15 protein-coding genes are annotated in these 18,328 nt (G+C 68.0%); 1 reads left to right on the top strand and 14 read right to left on the bottom strand.

The window, feature by feature from the left end:
• Positions 1-16 precede the first annotated feature (16 nt).
• The 14 genes from dxr to ispG all read right to left on the bottom strand — a co-directional run bounded on the left by dxr (position 17) and on the right by ispG (position 16,537).
• Entirely contained in the window at positions 17-1,192 is a 1,176-nt protein-coding gene (gene dxr / locus ABZT49_RS01550; RefSeq protein WP_355282108.1) for a 1-deoxy-D-xylulose-5-phosphate reductoisomerase, read from the bottom strand.
• Positions 1,189-2,052 carry a phosphatidate cytidylyltransferase gene (locus ABZT49_RS01545; protein ID WP_407943423.1) on the bottom strand — a complete coding sequence of 288 codons (864 nt, stop codon included), beginning with the start codon at positions 2,050-2,052 and terminating at the stop codon, positions 1,189-1,191. Before ABZT49_RS01545 ends, dxr begins: the two co-directional genes overlap by 4 nt.
• Positions 2,052-2,759, bottom strand: a complete 708-nt coding sequence (locus tag ABZT49_RS01540) for an isoprenyl transferase (RefSeq protein WP_355282392.1) — start codon at positions 2,757-2,759, stop codon at positions 2,052-2,054. The genes ABZT49_RS01545 and ABZT49_RS01540 overlap by 1 nt, the downstream gene beginning before the upstream one ends.
• Positions 2,760-2,953: 194 nt before the next feature.
• Positions 2,954-3,520: a ribosome recycling factor gene (gene frr, locus ABZT49_RS01535; RefSeq protein WP_109970645.1), complete on the bottom strand. Its 567-nt coding sequence runs from the start codon at positions 3,518-3,520 to the stop codon at positions 2,954-2,956.
• 141 nt (positions 3,521-3,661) lie between these two features.
• Entirely contained in the window at positions 3,662-4,405 is a 744-nt protein-coding gene (pyrH, locus tag ABZT49_RS01530) for a UMP kinase (RefSeq protein WP_355282103.1), read from the bottom strand.
• A 212-nt stretch (positions 4,406-4,617) separates the two neighbouring features.
• Positions 4,618-5,541, bottom strand: a complete 924-nt coding sequence (gene tsf / locus ABZT49_RS01525) for a translation elongation factor Ts (protein WP_355282101.1) — start codon at positions 5,539-5,541, stop codon at positions 4,618-4,620.
• A gap of 171 nt (positions 5,542-5,712) precedes the next feature.
• Complete coding sequence (locus ABZT49_RS01520) at positions 5,713-6,762, bottom strand: 30S ribosomal protein S2 (protein WP_355282099.1); 1,050 nt, start codon at positions 6,760-6,762, stop codon at positions 5,713-5,715.
• A 202-nt stretch (positions 6,763-6,964) separates the two neighbouring features.
• Entirely contained in the window at positions 6,965-8,095 is a 1,131-nt protein-coding gene (locus tag ABZT49_RS01515) for an FAD-dependent oxidoreductase (protein WP_355282096.1), read from the bottom strand.
• A 4-nt stretch (positions 8,096-8,099) separates the two neighbouring features.
• The gene (locus ABZT49_RS01510) at positions 8,100-10,508 is read right to left on the bottom strand and encodes a DUF4422 domain-containing protein (protein WP_355282094.1); all 2,409 of its coding nucleotides are present in this window, start codon (positions 10,506-10,508) and stop codon (positions 8,100-8,102) included.
• Positions 10,509-10,881: 373 nt separating this feature from the next.
• On the bottom strand, positions 10,882-11,370 hold the full coding sequence (gene cynS / locus ABZT49_RS01505; RefSeq protein ID WP_355282091.1) for a cyanase: 489 nt from the start codon (positions 11,368-11,370) through the stop codon (positions 10,882-10,884).
• Positions 11,371-11,477: 107 nt separating this feature from the next.
• A complete protein-coding gene (locus ABZT49_RS01500) occupies positions 11,478-11,684 on the bottom strand; it encodes a hypothetical protein (RefSeq protein WP_093567812.1) in 207 nt (68 codons plus the stop codon).
• 70 nt (positions 11,685-11,754) lie between these two features.
• Entirely contained in the window at positions 11,755-12,999 is a 1,245-nt protein-coding gene (gene coaBC / locus ABZT49_RS01495; RefSeq protein WP_355282088.1) for a bifunctional phosphopantothenoylcysteine decarboxylase/phosphopantothenate--cysteine ligase CoaBC, read from the bottom strand.
• A 4-nt stretch (positions 13,000-13,003) separates the two neighbouring features.
• Positions 13,004-14,974 (bottom strand): potassium transporter Kup, encoded by a 1,971-nt coding sequence (locus ABZT49_RS01490; protein WP_355282085.1) that lies wholly within the window; start codon positions 14,972-14,974, stop codon positions 13,004-13,006.
• A gap of 255 nt (positions 14,975-15,229) precedes the next feature.
• Positions 15,230-16,537 carry a flavodoxin-dependent (E)-4-hydroxy-3-methylbut-2-enyl-diphosphate synthase gene (gene ispG / locus ABZT49_RS01485; protein WP_355282082.1) on the bottom strand — a complete coding sequence of 436 codons (1,308 nt, stop codon included), beginning with the start codon at positions 16,535-16,537 and terminating at the stop codon, positions 15,230-15,232.
• 347 nt (positions 16,538-16,884) lie between these two features.
• On the opposite strand from ispG, the gene ABZT49_RS01480 reads away from it, so the two are divergent.
• On the top strand, positions 16,885-18,051 hold the full coding sequence (locus ABZT49_RS01480) for a patatin-like phospholipase family protein (RefSeq protein WP_355282080.1): 1,167 nt from the start codon (positions 16,885-16,887) through the stop codon (positions 18,049-18,051).
• The last annotated feature ends 277 nt before the right edge of the window (positions 18,052-18,328 follow it).

Raw genomic sequence — 18,328 nt, 5'->3', positions numbered from 1 at the left:
TTAACTTAACGGAAGGTTAGGCGCCCGGTCGGGCGGCCAGGGCCTCCCGGCTCCAGCCGCGTACCTCGGCGTCGATGGCGAGCGCCTCCTCGACGTCGGCGGGAGCGGCGGGGAAGCGCGCCGCGAAGTGCTCGCAGGCCCGCTCGACCAGGGCGGCGATGTCGTAGAACCCGATTTGTCCGGCGATGAAAGCCGCGACCGCGATCTCGTTCGCCGCGTTCATCACCGTCGGCTGGGCGCCGCCTGCGGCGAGCGCGGCCTTGGCGATCCGCAGGCAGGGGAAGCGCTCCTCGTCCGGGCGCTCGAAGGTGAGGCTGCCGACGCTCGCGAGGTCGAGGGGTTTGCCCCGGGCAATCGACAGGCGGTCGCCCAGGCCGAGGCAATGGGCGATCGGCACCCGCATGTCGGGGACGTAGAGCCCCGCCGTCACCGCGCCGTCGCGCCAGGTGACGAGGGCGTGGACGATCGATTGCGGATGCACCACGGCGTCGAGGCGCTCGGCCTCGATGCCGAACAGGTGGTGGGCCTCGATCAGCTCCAGCCCCTTGTTCATCAGGGTGGCCGAATCGATGTTGATCTTCATGCCCATCGACCAGGTCGGATGGGCGGCGGCGTCCGCCGCGCTCGCCGCCGCGATCCGCTCGCGGGTCGCGGTCCGGAACGGGCCGCCCGAGGCGGTGATGGTCATGCGGGTGATGTCGTCGACCCGGCCGGTGCCGATCGACTGCTCGAGCGCGTTGTGCTCGGAATCCATCGGCAGGATGCGGGCGCCGTACTTTTTCGCGTCGCGCAAGAAGGCGTCGCCGGCGCAGACCAAGCTCTCCTTGTTGGCGAGCGCCACGGTGCGGCCCTGGCGAATCGCCGCGCAGGTGGGGCTCAGGCCCGCCGCCCCGCTCACCGCCGCCACCACGAGGTCGGCCTCCCGGGTCGCCGCCTCGATCACCGCCGAGGGGCCGGCGCCGCAGGCGATGCCGGAGCCCGACAGGGCGTCGCGCAGGGCCGGACCGGCATCCGCGTCGGCGATCGCCGCGAATTCGGCGTTCAGCTCCCGGGCGACGCGGGCGAGCGCCGCCGCGTCGCGCCCGCCCGCCACGGCGCCGACCCGGAAGCGGTCGCGGTGCTGGTCGAGCAGGTCGGCGGTGGAGCGTCCGATCGAGCCGGTCGCACCCAGGACGGAAACGGTGAGGGTCATGACGATCCCGTGAGAGTGAGGCCGGCGAGCAGGAGGCCGGCGAGGAGGGCCGCGGCGAAGAAGCCGTCGAGGCGGTCCATCACGCCGCCATGGCCCGGGATCAGGCGGCCGGAATCCTTGGCGCCGTAGGCGCGCTTGAGGGCCGATTCGGCGAGGTCGCCGCCCTGGCTCATCACCGAGCCAAGGGCCGAGAGGCCGGCCGCGAGGGGGATCGACAGCGCCTCGGTGGCGCCGAGATGGCGCGCGCCGGCGGCCACCGCGCCGCCAACGAGCGTCGCGGCGACGAGGCCGCCGCAGAAGCCCGACCAGGTCTTCTTCGGGCTCACCGCCGGCCACAGCTTCGGCCCGCCGAGGGTGCGGCCGGTGAAGTAGGCGGCGATGTCGGTGGTCCAGACCACCCCGAACAGCCAGAGCGGGCCGGCGAGCCCGATGCGCGGATCGTCGCGCAAGAGCACCGGCACCAGGGCGACGACGAGGGCGCAGGCGAGGCTCGCCGGCGCCCAGATCCGCCCCGAGGCCGGCCGGGCGAGGACGGCGAGCAGCCCGAGACCAGCGATCACGGCGCCGATGAGCCAGGGCAGGGGCGCGGCGAGCCGCGCGCCCGTCACGACCCCGAGGAGGACGAGGCCCGCGACCGCGAGCAGCGGCCGGTGCGGGCTCGTGCGGGTGATGGCCATCCACTCGCCGACCACCGCGAGGCCGGCGAGGAACCAGACCACCGCGAAGATCCAGCCGCCGTTCAGCGTCGCGCCGAGGACGAGCAGGCCGAGCACGATCCCGGAGACCGTGCGGGCGCCGAGCTCCGTCGCGGGCCAGGCCGGGCGGCCCGTCCCGGGCATTTTCGTACCGTCGCCCGCCATCACCCCGCCCGGGCGCTGAGGCCGCCGAAGCGGCGGTCGCGGTTCTGGAACTCGCCGATCGCCGCCTGGAAGGTGGCGTGGTCGAAGTCGGGCCAGAAATCCGGCACGAACACGAACTCGGAATAGGCGGTCTGCCAAGTCAGGAAGTTCGACACCCGCTGCTCGCCGGAGGTGCGGATGACGAGGTCGGGATCGGGGATGCCGTCGGTGTCGAGGGCGCCCGTCAGCGCCGCGGCGTCGATCGCGTCGGGCGCCAGGCGCCCCTCGGCGACCGCCCCGGCGAGCGTGCGGACCGCGCGCAGGATCTCCTGGCGCCCGCCGTAGTTGAACGCCACCACGAGGGTCAGCTTCGTGTTACGGGCGGTGCGCTCCTCGGCCTCGCGCAGGAGGCCGGCGATGTCGCCCGGTAGGCCGTCGCGCTCGCCGATGATCCGCACCCGGACGCCGTTGGCGTGCAGGTCGGCGAGGTCGCGGCGGACGAACAGCTTGAGCAGCCCCATCAGGTCCGCCACCTCGGCGGCGGGCCGGCGCCAGTTCTCGGACGAGAAGCTGTAGATGGTGAGGTAGGGGATGCGCAGGTCGATCGCCGAGCGCACGGCGCGGCGCACCGCCTCGACGCCGCGGCGATGGCCCTCGACCCGCGGCAGCCCGCGGCGGGCGGCCCAGCGGCCGTTGCCATCCATGATGATGGCGACGTGTTTCGGCATCGTCCCGCCGGAGGAGGACCCGCCCGCCGGGTCGGGGCAGGCCGCCGGGCGGCCGTGGTCCTGGGACTCGTCCCGGCCTGCCTCCAGCAGGGTCACCGTCTCGCTGTCGCCTGCCATGCTGGCCCCGACCCCGGCGGAGCCGTCTCCCGGCTCCGCGCTCCCCACGCGCTCGTCTTCGTCATGCCGGTTCCACGTCAGACCTGCATGATCTCCTTCTCCTTGGCCGCCAGGGTTTGGTCGACCTCGGCGATGTGCTGGTCGGTCGCCTTCTGCACCTGGTCGGCCTGGCGCTTCTCGTCGTCCTGGCTGATGGCGCCGTCCTTCTCGAGCTTCTTCAGGTGATCGAGACCGTCGCGGCGGACGTGGCGGACCGCGACGCGGGCCTCCTCGGCGTATTTGTGCGCGACCTTCACCATCTCCTTGCGGCGCTGCTCGTTCATCTCGGGGATGCGCAGGCGGATGGTCTGGCCTTCCGTCATCGGGTTGAGGCCGAGATCGGATTCGCGGATCGCCTTCTCGACCGCCGCCACCATGCCGCGATCCCACACCGAGACGCTGAGCAGGCGCGGCTCTGGCACGCTGATGGTGGCGACCTGCGCCATCGACATCGCGGCGCCGTAGGCGTCGACCTGGATCGGGTCGAGGAGCGAAGGGGTGGCCCGGCCGGTGCGCAGCGAGCCGAGGTCGTGCTTCAGGGAATTCAGCGCGCCCTGCATGCGCCGCTTGATGTCATTGAGATCGAAAGGGGGAGGAGTGGCCATTCCTGCGCGTCCCGAGGCATCTGGAGGAGAATGGGAAGGAGGGCGCGCCCTTGCCGGGTCGGCCCTGATCCGGCTTCAATGAACCAAAACCCGACCTGCCGCAAATCGTCAGCGCGGCAGCGGTCCGGGTGCGGCGCCTCTTTAAGGCGCCACCAGGGTCGAGGGCGCGGCGCCGGTGAGGATCGCCGTCACCGAGCTCGGCGCGTGGACCGAGCCGACGATCAGCGGCAGGCCGCCGTCGCGGGCGAGCGCGAAGGCCGCGGTATCCATGACCTTGAGGTCGCGGGCGATTGCCTCGTCGTGGCTCAGGCGCTCGTAGCGCACCGCGTCGGGATTGGTCTTCGGATCGGCGGAATAGACGCCGTCGACCTGCGTGGCCTTCAGCACCGCGTCGCATTTCAGCTCGGCGGCGCGCAACACCGCGGCGGTGTCGGTGGTGAAGTACGGGTTGCCGGTGCCGCCGGCCAGCACCACGACCTGGCCCTTGTCGAGGTGGTGCAGGGCGGGCTGGCGTGCGTAGGTCTCGCAGATCGTCGGCATCGACACCGCCGACATGGTGCGGGCGGTGACGCCGGCGGCGTTGAGCGCGGTCTCGAGCGCCAGCGAGTTCATCACCGTCGCCATCATGCCGAGCGAATCACCCGTGGCGCGGTCGATCCAGCCGGCGGCCGAGACGCGGGCGCCGCGGATCACGTTGCCGCCCCCGACCACGAGGGCGATCTGGAAGCCCGCGCCCACCGCCCGGACGATGTCGTCGGCGAGCGCCGCCAGGGTCGGCGGGTGCAGCCAGTAGCCGTCGGGCGCCGCCAGCGCCTCGCCGGAGAGCTTCACCAGCACGCGGCGGAAGGGGGTCGAGCCTGGCTCCGGCAGGGCGTGTTCGGGCATGGGCGCTCCTCTGGCCGCCCGCAGGGCGCGACGGCGGTCGGCGTCGAGTATCGTGACGGGTCGGCCGGGTTCTAGCCTGTCGATCCCGGCCCGTCGAGGCGCCGCCGGACCGGAATCCGCGGCCGGACGCGCGGGATCCGGGTACGAAAAAGGGGACCCGCCTTAGCGGGCCCCCGTCCTCAACCCTCGCGCGATGCGGGGACGATCGCCGATCAGCCCTTGGCCGCGGCCGCGACCTCGGCGGCGAAGTCCGGGGCCTCTTCCTTCTCGATGCCGTCGCCCAGCGCGTAGCGGACGAAGCCGGTGAGCTTGACCGGAGAACCGGCCTTGCCCTCGGCCTCCTTGAGCACCTGCGAGACGGTCTTCGACGAGTCGTGCACGAAGGGCTGCTCGAGGAGGGTGACCTCCTTGTAGTAGCTCTTCAGGCCGCTCTCGACGATCTTGGCCATCACGTGGTCGGGCTTGCCGGCGTTCTTCTCGCGCAGGATGTTGCTCTCGCGCTCGACCGTGGCGGCATCGACGCCCGAGGCGTCGAGCGCCACCGGGTTGGTCGCCGCGACGTGCATGGCGATCTGGCGGCCGAGCTGGCTCAGGACGGTCACGTCGCCGGCCGACTCGAGGGCGACGAGCACGCCGATCTTGCCGAGACCCTCGGAGACCTGCCCGTGCACGTAGGACGCGATGACGCCCTTCTCGACCTGGAGCCTGGCGACGCGGCGCAGGGTCATGTTCTCGCCGATGGTGGCGATCAGCTCCTGCAGCTTGTCCTTCACGGTCGTCTCGGCGCCCGGGAAGCGGGCGGCCTCGAGGGTCTCGATGCTGTCGCCGGCGGAGAGCGCCAGCTTGGCGGCCTCGCGGACGAAGGCCTGGAAGCCGTCGTTGCGGGCGACGAAGTCGGTCTCGGAATTCACCTCGAGCACCGCGGCGTGGTGGCCGGCGGACTCGACCGCGACCAGGCCCTCGGCGGCGACGCGGCCGGCCTTCTTGGCGGCCTTGGCGAGGCCCTTCTTGCGCAGCCAGTCCACGGCCGCCTCAAGGTCCCCGGCGGTCTCGTTGAGGGCCGACTTGCAGTCCATCATGCCCGCGCCGGTCTTCTCGCGCAGCTCCTTGACCATCGCTGCCGTGATGTTGGCCATCGTGGGATCCTCTCGATTGGCGCCCCGGCGCCCCTTGACGGGCGGTGCCACCTTTAGGGAGCGGCGCCGGTCGGCGGATAAAGGGAACCCGGCGCCGTGGCGGCGCCGGGCTTTTGAAAGACGTCAGGTCCGCAGGGTGCTAACGCGCCCCGCGTGCGATCCGTGCCGGGATCACGCGGCGGCGGCGGCCTCGACGAAGCCGCGGGCCTGGTTCACCCAGCCGTCGCGCTCGAAGCGGCCGTTGAGCTTCAGGTCGCCGTCGACCTTGGCGACGTCCTCGGGGCTCATCGCGGCGATCTGCCAGTAATGGTAGATGCCGGCGTCGTTGAGCTTCTGCACCAGCTGCGGGCCGACGCCCGTGAGCTTGGTCAGGTCGTCCGGCGCGCCGCGGGGGGCGGCCAGCAGCTCGAAGGGCTCGCCGACATACGGCTCGGTGACGTCGACCGGCACCACCTCGGGCTCGTTGGCGAGCACCGGCAGCTCCTCGGCCATCGGCTCCTCGGACTCGCCGAGGTCGATGCCGAGCGCACCCTGGCCGCGCGAGATGCCGTCGATCGCCGCGCGGGCGACGAGGTCGCAGTAGAGCGCGATGGCGCGGCCGGCGTCGTCGTTGGCCGGGACCACGTAGGTGATGCCGTCCGGGTTGCAGTTGGTGTCGACGATGGCCGCCACCGGGATCTTGAGGCGGTTCGCCTCCTTGATCGCCAGCTGCTCCTTGTTGGTGTCGATCACGAACAGCAGGTCGGGCACGCCGCCCATGTCCTTGATGCCGCCGAGCGCCTTCTCGAGCTTGTCCTTCTCGCGGGACAGCATCAGGCGCTCCTTCTTGGTGAGGCCCTGGCCGCCGCCGGCGAGGGTCTCGTCGACCTTGCGCAGGCGCTGGATCGAGCCCGAGATGGTCTTCCAGTTGGTCAGCGTGCCGCCGAGCCAGCGCGAGTTCACGTAGTACTGGGCCGAGCGCTTGGCCGCGTCCGCGATGGTGTCGGCCGCCTGGCGCTTGGTGCCGACGAACAGCACCCGGCCGCCCTTGGCGACGGTGTCGCTCACCGCCTGCAGCGCCTGGGCGAGGGCCGGAACGGTCTGGGCGAGGTCGATGATGTGGATGTTGTTGCGGGTGCCGAAGATGTACGACTGCATCTTCGGGTTCCAGCGGTGCGCCTGGTGGCCGAAATGCGAGCCGGCCTCGAGCAGCTGGCGCATGGTGAAGTCGGGAAGGGCCATGGTCTTTGTTCTCTCCGGTTCATCCGCCGCGAAGGAGCGACCGGTGCCAGAGGCGAATGCCTTCGAGAGACATCGCCGCGAGGCGGCCGGCCACCGGAAACGCCTCATTCAGGCATGAGGCCGGCTCCGCGTGTGGGATGGGCGGGCCTTTATCCGATCGGGGGTGGGATGGCAAGGTGGCGCCGATCCCGGCGCGCGCATCCTACCGCCGCTGCAGCCACTTCTCGGCACCCATCAACGACTGATTGATGACCTGGTGCATGTCCAGATACTGGTAGGTTCCGCATCGTCCGATGAACGTGATGTACGGCAGCTCGTCCGCGAGTTCTGCATACTTCTTGTATATTTTCTGGTAGCGCATGTCGGCAGTCTTGACGGGGTAGTAACGTTCGAGGCCGTTGTCCCGGTAGTCGCAGGGCTCCTCCAGGGTGTGCGAGTAACCCGTGCCGTCGGGCTGGCGATGATGAGGCAGCAAGTACCAGGCGGTTTCGCGGGTGAATGCCCGCGCGTCGGTGAAATTGATGACCGAGCACTTCCAATCCGCCGCCGATTCCTGAGTCCGGTGGTGGAACTTGATCGACCGATACGGCAGTTCGCCGAGCACATTGTCGAAATACGCGTCGATCGGCATTGAATTGAAGCAGTGAAGATAATCTTCATGCATCGCTTTGTTAAAATTCTCGCTCAGCCGAACTGTAATATTCGGATGGTCAAAAATATTTGAGAAAATTGCTGTATAACCATGCTTTGGCATGATCTGGAATTTATCGTTGGGAAAGTAGCGATCCTCGGTATCATGACGGATCGAAACCCGGCTGACGACGGATATGTCGACCTCTTCGAGGTCCATCAGCCACATTTTCTTGGTGTACGGCCTGAAGAAGAGATCGGTCAGCTCGATGCCGATTTTCGAGTACAGGTGCTCCGCGGCATTGCGCGGGCTTTCGCACGGAACGGCGAGCCGCCGCAGAAAGGCCTCGACCTCGCTGTCGTTCGACAGGGCTGCGCCGAACACGGTGTTGATTGTCGTGCGGTTGACCGGCAGCGGGACCAGCCGGCCGTCGGCTAGCTGGGCGTCGACCCGATGTTCGTACGGCGTCCATTCGCCGAATCGCTTGACCCAGTCGACGACCTGCTCATTGCTGGTGTGGAAGAGGTGCGGGCCGTAACGGTGGACGCGATTGCCGTTGTGGTCGATCTCGTCATACGCGTTGCCGCCGATATGCGAGCGGCTGTCGATGACTGTGACGGCGTAGCCCGCCTCAGCGAGCGTCCGGGCATAGCAGGCGCCGGCGAAGCCGGCGCCCACTACGAGAATGGGTTTGGTGTTCATCGTTCTACTCCGGCATGACGATGTGGCGCATCGCGACGCGCACGGACTTCCTGTTCATCGCGACCCAAACATTCATCAGGCGCTCGGCGAGGAAGCCGAAGACGCGTGCCTCCTGAGTGTTGTAGTCCTTGTAGGGTACCCACTTCTCGACATGGAACAGGATCTTGAAAAGCCACGTGCAATAGTCGTCGATGACATGCGACCTGCCGATCATGATGTTGCAGATCGAGCAGACATTGCTCCGCATCACGAAGTCCCAGTAGGGAACGTATTCCGGAGTGCACTCTTGGATCGCTTCGCGCGTCAAGGCGAGATCAAGGCCGACCGTGCAGTCGCTATACTGCTGCTCGTTGGAGATCGGCATATCGGTTTTATGATTTATGAACTTAATCGGTGTCGGTATGATAAGATCAAAGCCGTCCGCGAATTCCGTGAAATCGTCCGAGGCCGCGACAGGCGTCGAGCCGATCATGACGTTCTTGCTTTTTGCTGCTAGATAACGGCGGTAATGCATCAGTCCCTTGATGTCTGCGTTGCTGTTCTTCCACAACCAATATAAGGCTGTTAGCTCGCAATAATAAGGGTTCATGCTGGAGATATTGTTTCCTGTATCGTCTCCCGCAATGCCCAGCTCTGCCCGCGAGAGAGCCTTCCCGACGTGCATAGGGACGTATCCGGCATCATCCGGAAATGGGAAAATCTTATGCGCGGCAACAACAATTTCAGTTTTGCTGGGCATGATTTGACCAGATCTCCGATTTTCAATCCGTATGGACTTTTTAGGGGTGCTGTCAAGTTTGGCGAACGCCAGCATGGAGAGCGCCGCCTCGCGGGCATTCGGGATCTCGCGGGACGTGAGAAACCGACTGTCCGGGGAATCTATCACGCGGATGCCGTCCGGGTGGAGGTAGTCAACATCCGAGTTCGACAGCTTGTCGAGGAGAACGAAGTTGCTGTTGATCTCTCGCGCCGGGTTCAGCACAATGATCCTCTGCGGCTTTTCGACGAAGATAATATTGTGAAGGAAGGAACCGGCCGTGCCCATGACGATCGATGATGAGGCAAGGGCACGAACCTGGTCGTCATAGGACATGGTCTCGGGATGGATGACGCGGACGCCGTGCTGCGTCATGACCTCGTCGATCTCGTACTCGTTGACGATCCGTCCAACGCCGCTGGTCAGCTTGCTCTTGGAGTAGTAGATCGGTCCCGAATCCTCGATCGTGGCCCCGATGCCGAGCGTGCGCGAGATGTGCAAGCACATCTCGCGAAACTTCGGATGCGCGTATTGCTGCTCCATGAGCGCGGTCTGCGGAACGGTCAGCCGCGGGATGACGGTCGGCTGTTGAAGGGGAACGAAATCGCCGGCCTGCAGATCCAGGCCTTTCATCACCGTCGCGAAGAAGTCGAGATGAAACCAGTCTCTCGGATCGTGATGCCCGTGGTAGACGAGCTTGGGCCTAATGCCGGTATTGTCAAGGACTGCCCAGAATCTCGGGAGCGTATTGATGATGAAATGGCCGAAATGGGGATTTATGCGTCCGACGTAGAGATAGTTGTCATCCGGCAGCGATGTGACATCGAACGATTTCCTGTTGATCGGCGCGACATCCTGATTGTTGGTATGCTTTTCAGGGCCGCGAAAATCGATGGAATCGGGTATGGGACGTCCCTGCGCGTCGTAGACGCCCCATCGGCCGTTAGGGTCGAACGGCAGATACAGGATGTCGTGGTGCTCTGCCTCATGCGGCCCGTCGCGCAGGATCTTGGCCTCGCCCCAGAGCACGTGGCAGCGCGAGAGGCCCGACAGGTTGTCGATCCCGCTCGCAGCTTCGAGGAGTGCGGTGCGCTCGATGTGCTTGGCGAAATCGTGCGCCTCCAGCTGGGTCATGGCTGGAATGAAGCGACGGATCTTGTCGTTGGGCCAGTCCCACCAGGCGATCGCCTTCATTCGGCGGATGAGTTCGTCGTCGAAGCGGTAGCGCTTCACGCGCGCCGGGTTGCCGGCCACGATCGCGTAGTCGGGAACATCCTTGGTGACGACGGCGTTCGCCGCCACTATCGCTCCATCGCCGATCGTCACGCCTGGCAGTACGCAGGAATTGGCACCGAACCAGACGTCGTTCCCGATGCGAACCCCGCTGCCGCGCGTGACGTGGTCTGGCACGCCGTGCTCTGCACCGGGCCACAACCCAAAGAGCGAGCGAAACGGGTAGGTGCTTGCCAGATCGATGCGGTGGTTTCCCAGGATAAAAGTCGTATTGTGTGCGATCGAGCAGAAACGGCCGATCGTCAGATTACCCCATTCCGGTTCCATGACGACCGGATTGCCATAAGTATGCTCGCCAATATTCCAGTTGTATCGTTCGATAAACTGCGCCAAATAGCGGCGGGTTGCGAACTCGAAGTCCATGGTTGCTCCGCTGCAATGTGTCGGGCGATCCGTGGCGGATGCCCGTGCGCGTCAAAATCCAGTGCCGTGGAGGCGATAGCGCGCTGATCCCCGATGTGCAAACCCGGAGATTGACAGCGGTTGTGCGGCCGGCATAGCGGGAGCCTCGCGTCGGAAGGGGATCACCGGATCTCTCCGCCACGGGGCGTGCAGGAGACGCGCGGTCGCCGTCCGGTGCGCTGTTTCATCTCTATAGATAGGATGGGGCCTGCTGTCCGATCTTTCGTCTCAAGGCTTGGCTCGTGTCGACGCCGATTCGACAGGCCGAGACCATCCGGCTTCGCGTGCGGGCTCGCGGATGTACGAGCCGGCGATCCGCGTCACGGCTCCTTGGTCACGGCTCCTTGAACCCGTACTCCGGCACGCCCTCCTCGCTGCCGTAATACTTGTACGGCAAAAATTTTCCCGACATCTGCATCTTCACCCGATCGCCCTTGTTGTTCGGCTCACGCTCCATCGTCATGTTGAAGTCGATGGCTGACATGATGCCGTCGCCGAACTCTTCCTGGATCAGCTCCTTCCAGGTCGTGCCGTAGACCATCACCAGCTCGTAGAAGCGATAGATCAGCGGGTCGGTCGGCGGCATGTGCGGGATCGAGCCGCGGTAGGGCGCCTCGTTGAGCATCCGCTCCTCGGCGGCCGAGAGGCCGAACAGGGCGGCGGCCTTCGCGGCTTGCGCCTTCGGCAGCTTCATCTGGCCCAGGCAGGCGGCGGTGATCAGGATCGGCGAGATCCCGCCGATCTCGTCCTGGATATGCTTCCAAGTCCAGCCCTTCTCGCGCTTGATGTCGAGGAGCTTTTCCGTGAGGTCTTCGCGCTTCATGGGCTCTCTCCCTTGCCGGCTAAGCCCTGGCCGGCCGCGACCCGGGCTGGTCACGATTGGCAACGGGCGTGCCAGGGAGAGGCGTGGGAGAACCGGCGCCGTGCGGCCTAGCGCCGCCGCTCGCACAGGGTCTTGACGTAGGTCCCCGGCTCGGTGCCGCGGCCCGAGCCGGCGGCGATGGCGGGGCCGAGCAGCATGCATTCCTGCGGCGAGTGGGCCGGGTGGGTGATGACATCCTGGGCGGTGTCGCGGGTGCAATCCTGGGCCGCCAGGGAGGAGGCGCAGATCAGCGTGACGACGAGGATGGTGGGCAAGGCGGACCTCCCGGGTGCGGGAGGCGGAGAGATAAGGCCGGATCGGCGGGCGCCCACTGCGCGAGCGGCGCTATCTTGCCTCAGGTGAGGGCGCCAGCGTGGCGAGCCGCGCGACGAGGCGGCGGGCCACCTCGTCCTTGGGCAGGCTCGGCCAGGTCTCGACGCTACCGTCGCGGCCGATCAGGCGGACCGCGTTGCGGTCGCCCCCCATCACGCCGGTCGCCGCCGAGACGTCGTTGGCGACGATGAGGTCGCAGCCCTTGCGGGCGATCTTGGCCCGGGCATGGGCGATCACGTCGGTGGTCTCGGCAGCAAAGCCCACCACCAGGGGTGGACGTCCCTCTGTCCGCCGGGCGACCGTCGCCAGGATGTCGGGATTCTCGGTGAGCGCGAGGGGAGGGGGCCCCTCCGGCCCCTTCTTGATCTTCTCCTCGCCGAGGCGGGCCGGACGCCAGTCGGCGACGGCGGCGGCGAAGACCGCGATGTCGGCGGGCAAGGCCGCCTCGACGGCGGCCAGCATCTCGCGGGCGGTCTCGATCCGCACCACCGTCACGCCGGGGGGATCGGGCAGGGTGACGGGCCCCGAGACCAGGGTCACCCGGGCGCCGGCGGCGGCAGCGGCCGCAGCGATGGCGTGGCCCTGCTTGCCGGAGGAGCGGTTGGCGAGGTAGCGCACCGGGTCGACCGGCTCGTGGGTCGGCCCCGAGGTCACCAGCAGGTGACGGCCCGAGAGGGGCAACGATCCCTGAATCCCGTTCGCTGATGGAGCGCCGAGCAGGGCCTCCACCGCGTCGGCGATCTCGTCCGGCTCGGCCATCCGCCCGGGACCGGTCTCGGCCTCGGCCATCCGGCCCACATTCGGCCCCACCACCGCGACGCCGTCGCCCTTCAGCAGCGCGAGGTTGCGTTGCGTCGCCGGGTGCAGCCACATCCGCACGTTCATCGCCGGGGCGATCAGGATCGGCAGGGTGGTGGCGAGCAAAACCGTCGAGGCGAGGTCCGGCGCGTGGCCGCCGGCCATGCGGGCGAGCGTGTTGGCGGTGGCCGGTGCCACCACCACGGCATCGGCGTCGCGGGCGAGCTTGATATGGCCGATATCGGCCTCGTCGGCCCGGTCGAACAGGTCGGTATGGGCGCGCTGGCCGGATAGGGACGCCGCGGCGAGCGGGGTAACGAATTCCTGCGCGCCCTTCGTCAGCACGCAGCGGACGGACGCGCCGCGCTCGCGCAGGCGCCGGATCAGGTCGAGCGACTTGTAGGCCGCGATGCCGCCCCCGATGACGAGAAGGATCCGTCTGCCGTCGAGGGCGCCCATCCGTCTACACCGTCACCTGGGTGCCGACCTCGACCACGCGCCCGGTCGGGATCTGGAAGAAGTCCGTCGCGTCGTTGGCGTTGCGGGCGAGCGTGATGAACACCCGGTCCTGCCAGAGCGGCATGCCGGATTGCGCCGCCGGGCGGATCGAGCGCCGCGACAGGAAGAACGACGTCGCCATGATGTCGAACTTGAAGCCCTGCTTGCGCAGGAGCGCCAGACCCTTCGGGATGTTCGGCGATTCCATGTAGCCGAACTTCATCACGACCTTCCAGAAATGCGGCCCCATCGGCTCGATCCGGACCCGGTCGGAATCGTTGAGGCGCGGCAGGTCGATGGTCTTGACGGTGAGCACGACGTTCTTCTCGTGCAGCACCTTGTTGTGCTTCAGGTTGTGCAGCAGCGCCGCCGGGGCGGTCTCGGGGTCGCTGGTGAGGAACACCGCGGTGCCGCGGACGTGGTGCGGCGGGCTCTTCTCCAGCATCGCGACGAGCTCGGTCAGCGGCACGTCGGTCTTGCGGGTCTTGTTGAACAGGATGGTGACGCCGCGCACCCAGGTCCACATCAGCACCACCAGGGCGCCGGCGAGGAGCAGGGGCATGTAGCCGCCCTCGAACACCTTGAGCAGGTTCGAGACCAGGAACAGCAATTCGACGGCGATGAACGGCACCATCGCGGCGCCGGCGGCGAGCGGCGACCACTTCCACACCCGCCACAGCACCAGGAAGGCGAGGCCGGCGGTGATCAGCATCGTGCCGGTGACGGCGATGCCGTAGGCCGAGGCCAGCGCCGAGGAGGAGCGGAACAGCACCACCAGGATCACCACGCCGACCATCAAGAGCGTGTTGATCTGCGGCAGGTAGATCTGGCCCGAATGCGATTCCGAGGTATGGCGGATCTCGAGCCGCGGCAGAAGGCCGAGCTGCACCGCCTGGCGCGAGAGCGAGAAGGCACCGGTGATCACCGCCTGGCTGGCGATGACCGTCGCCGCGGTGGCGAGCAGCACCATCGGCAGCAGGCCCCATTCGGGGACGAGCTGGTAGAACGGGTCGGTGACCTCGGGATTGGCCAGCACCAGGGCGGCCTGGCCGAGATAGTTGACCGCGAGGGCCGGGCCGACGAGGGCGATCCAGGCGGTCTGGATCGGCCGGCGGCCGAAATGGCCGAGATCGGCGAACAGGGCCTCGGCCCCGGTCACCGCCAGGAACACCGCGCCGAGGGCCACCAGCGCCCCGGTGCCGTGGCCGAGCAGGTAATGCACCGCGTGCCAGGGATTGAGCGCCCACAGCACCTGCGGCGTGCGGGCGATGTGCGGCAGAGCCGCCAGCATCAGCACCGAGAACCACACCAGCATGATCGGGCCGAAGAACGTCGCCATCTTGGCGGTGCCCCGGCTCTGGACCAGGAACAGCGGCAGGATGATCGCGATGGTGATTGGCAGGACGTAGTGGTCGAGGGCGGGGGTGACGAGCTTCAGGCCCTCCACCGCCGACAGGACCGAAATCGCCGGGGTGATGATCGCGTCGCCGTAGAACAGGGCGGCGCCGAACAGGCCCAGCATGAACACGATGTGCGAGCCGCCGAGCGCCTTGCGGGCGAGCGCCATCAGCGAGAGGATGCCGCCCTCGCCCTTGTTGTCCATCTGCAGCAGCAGGATGACGTACTTGATGGTGACGATCAGCACGAGCGCCCAGAGCAGCAGCGAGACGGTGCCGAGCACCTCCTCGCCGGTCAGCACCCCGTCGGCCCGGCCGGGGCCGAGCGCCTCGCGGAAGGCGTAGAGCGGGCTCGTGCCGATATCGCCGTAGACGACGCCGACGGAGCCGAGAAACAGGGTCCAGAAGCTCGCCTGGGCGTGGCCGTGGCCCTCGGCCTCGTCGACGCTGCCGGCCTTGGTCGGCGGGCCGCCGCTCGGCGGGGTGAGGGATTCGGGCGGCGCGACGGGTCCGCCCGTGGGTGCGGCTGACTGTGTCATGTCTGTTCGGGGATGTGCCCGCGAGCGGCCGGGATGGCCGCCGAGCGCGCTGATGGGCCGGGTGGCGGGCCTGATCCTTGGGCATCTTCCGACGAAGTGGGCATCGGTTCGTCGCAGAAAATGCGGCAATTCAGAGTCAGCGGCCCGGCGCGTCCGCCGGGCCCGATTGTGGCAGGATTGTAGCACGGGCCCGGAGGGGCGCAAGGCGGTGCGCGCCTGCCCCTCCGGTAACCGGGTCTTGACCTTGCGGCTCGCTCACTCGGCGGCGGTGCGACGTCCTTGACCGAAGCGGCGCTCGATGTAGTCGATGACGATGCCCTCGAAGTCCTTGGCGAGCGTCGGGCCGCGCAGGGTCATCGCCTTTTTGCCGTCGATGAAGACTGGAGCGGTCGGGGTCTCGCCGGTGCCGGGCAGCGAGATGCCGATATCGGCGTGCTTCGACTCGCCTGGGCCGTTGACGATGCAGCCCATCACCGCGACGTTCAGCCCTTCCACGCCCGGATAGGTCTTGCGCCACTCGGGCATCGAGGTGGTGATCCAGTTCTGGATGTCGCGGGCGAGCTCCTGGAACACCGTCGAGGTGGTGCGGCCGCAGCCCGGGCAGGCGGCGACGAGCGGCACGAAGGTGCGGAAGCCCATCGTCTGGAGCAGCTCCTGGGCCACCTTCACCTCGACGGTGCGGTCGCCGCCCGGCTCCGGGGTGAGGGAGTAGCGGATCGTGTCGCCGATGCCCTCCTGAAGCAGCACGCCGATCGCCGCGGAGGCCGCCACGATGCCCTTGGTGCCCATGCCGGCCTCGGTCAGGCCGAGATGGATGGCGTAGTCCGAGCGGCGCGCCACCTCGCGGTAGACCGCGATCAGGTCCTGCACCGCCGAGACCTTGGCCGAGAGCACGATGCGCTCCTTCGGCAGGCCGATCTCCACCGCCCGGTCGGCCGACAGGAGGGCGGATTGCACCATTGCCTCGCGCATCACCGCGCGGGCGTCGCGCGGACGGGCCGAGTTGGCGTTCTCGTCCATCATGTGGGTGAGGAGCGCCTCGTCGAGGGAGCCCCAGTTGGCGCCGATGCGCACGGCCTTGCCGTAGCGGGCGGCCTGCTCGACGATGGTGCCGAACTGAAGGTCCTTCTTCTCCTTGAAGCCGACATTGCCCGGGTTGATCCGGTACTTCGCCAGCGCCTCGGCGCAGGCCGGATGGTCGGTGAGGAGCTTGTGGCCGATATAGTGGAAGTCGCCGACGAGGGGCACGTGGACGCCGATGCGGTCGAGCCGCTCGCGGATCCTCGGCACGGCGGACGCCGCCTCGTCGCGGTCGACGGTGATGCGCACGACCTCGGAGCCGGCGCGCGCCAGCGCCGCGACCTGCGCCACCGTGGCGTCGATGTCGGCGGTGTCGGTGTTGGTCATCGACTGCACGACGATCGGGGCGCCGCCGCCCATCACCACCGCGCCCTCGCCCTCGCCGATCCGGACGCCGACGGTGCGGTGCCGGGGGCTCGGGCCGGCGATCTCGGGAGCGGCGTCCGCCGGGGCGGTCGCGGCGAGGGCTTCCATGGCTTCCATCGGATACCTTCGGGGGTCGTTCGCTAGAGTCTTTTAGGGTCGCTTCAGTCGCGGCGTGACAACCGTCTAGAGCATTTCCGGGCGCGGTGGAAATCGCTTCGTTCCGCTCGAGACGGGGGCCGCGATCGGCGGCCCGGACCGGCGGATCCCGGAATGCTGCGACATCCTTGCCAAACCCTTCCCGGCCGCGCCGGCCGTCGGGAACTCCCGCCGGGCATTCCCGACCCGGGGCACCGTCTTAGCTGAGGATGACGATCGCACGCGTCAAGCGCGTGACGCCGGGCCACCCGGCGCGACGTTGCGGCGCACCATTTGCTTTTGCAATGCAGCACACCACATCCCGGGACATGACGGACACGACCCTATCCCAGCAAGCGGAGTCCCGCGGGGCGACAGTCCCCGACGCGGCTCGCGACATCGCCGGCCTCGCCGCCTGCGGCACGCTCCACGAGGCCCCCGGCTCGCGTCAGGCAGCCTCCGGACCGCTCGGGCGCGGCCTCGTCGGGCCCCGGGCCGAGAAGCCGATCGCGCTCGCGCTCCAGGGCGGCGGCGCCCACGGCGCCTTCACCTGGGGCGTGCTCGACGCCCTGATCGAGGACGGCCGCCTCGCCTTCGAGGCGATCACCGGGGCGAGCGCCGGCGCCATGAACGCCGTCGTGATGGTCGACGGCTGGCTGCGCGGCGGCCCCGACGGCGCACGCGAGCGCCTGGAGGCGTTCTGGCGCGAGGTCAGCCTCGATGCCGACCTGCCGCAGGCGCAGCAGACCTTCGTCGACGGGGTGATGAGCTTCTGGAAGAAGACCCCCGTCGGGGCGTTCTGGAACGCCGTCGCCAGCCCCTACGCGACCAATCCGCTCAACATCAATCCGCTGAAGCGGGCGCTCTCCGACACGGTGGATTTCGAGGCTCTGCGCCGGGACGGGCCGGCCGACCTGTTCATCTCGGCCACCAACGTCTGGACCGGCAAGCTCGCGGTGTTCGAGCGGCCCGACCTCACGGTCGACCACGTGATGGCCTCGGCCTGCCTACCGACGGTGTTCCAGGCGGTGGAGATCGACGGCGTGCCGCACTGGGACGGCGGCTATCTCGGCAACCCGCCGCTCTATCCCCTCTACCACGGCGCCCGCTCGCCCGACATCCTGCTCGTCCAGATCAACCCGGTCGAGCGCCGCGAGACGCCGCGCAGCCCGGCCGAGATCCGCGACCGGCTGAACGAGATCACCTTCAACGCCAACCTGCTGCGCGAATTGCGGGCGATCGACTTCGTCGACGACCTAATCAGCGACGGCGTGCTCGGGCGCTCGAACGCCTACAAGCAGGTCCTGCTCCACCGCATCGACGGCAGCGGCTCGGCCCTCGACGACGCCTCGGCCTCCTCGCGCCTGCGGGCGCAGTGGCCGTTCTTCCTTCACCTGCGCGATGCCGGGCGGGATGCCGCTAAGGCGTGGCTGGCGGAGAATTACGACGCGATCGGGCGCGAGAGCACGCTGGATCTCAAGGCGATGTACGCCTGAGGCGCGACCCCTCCTGAACCCTCCCCCTCCGCGGGGGAGGGCGGCCTGCGAAGGCAGGCTGGGAGAGGGGCAGCGCGACGCCGATCCAGGTCGGCGCCCGTCAGAACGGTTCAGTCCTTTTCGGAAGCGCCGTCCCCTCTCCCGACCCCTGCTGACGCAGGGGCCACCCTCCCCCGCAGAGGGGCTACGGCCTTAACGGATTTGATTCGTGCGTACCAAAGGTTGAAATCAAGCCTCAAAACCACGCCTCTGCGGGTACTGATTTCAACCTTAGATT

This window comes from Methylobacterium sp. EM32, from assembly GCF_040593685.1.
Taxonomy (GTDB): domain Bacteria; phylum Pseudomonadota; class Alphaproteobacteria; order Rhizobiales; family Beijerinckiaceae; genus Methylobacterium.
This window is presented reverse-complemented; position numbering and strand designations above follow the sequence as displayed.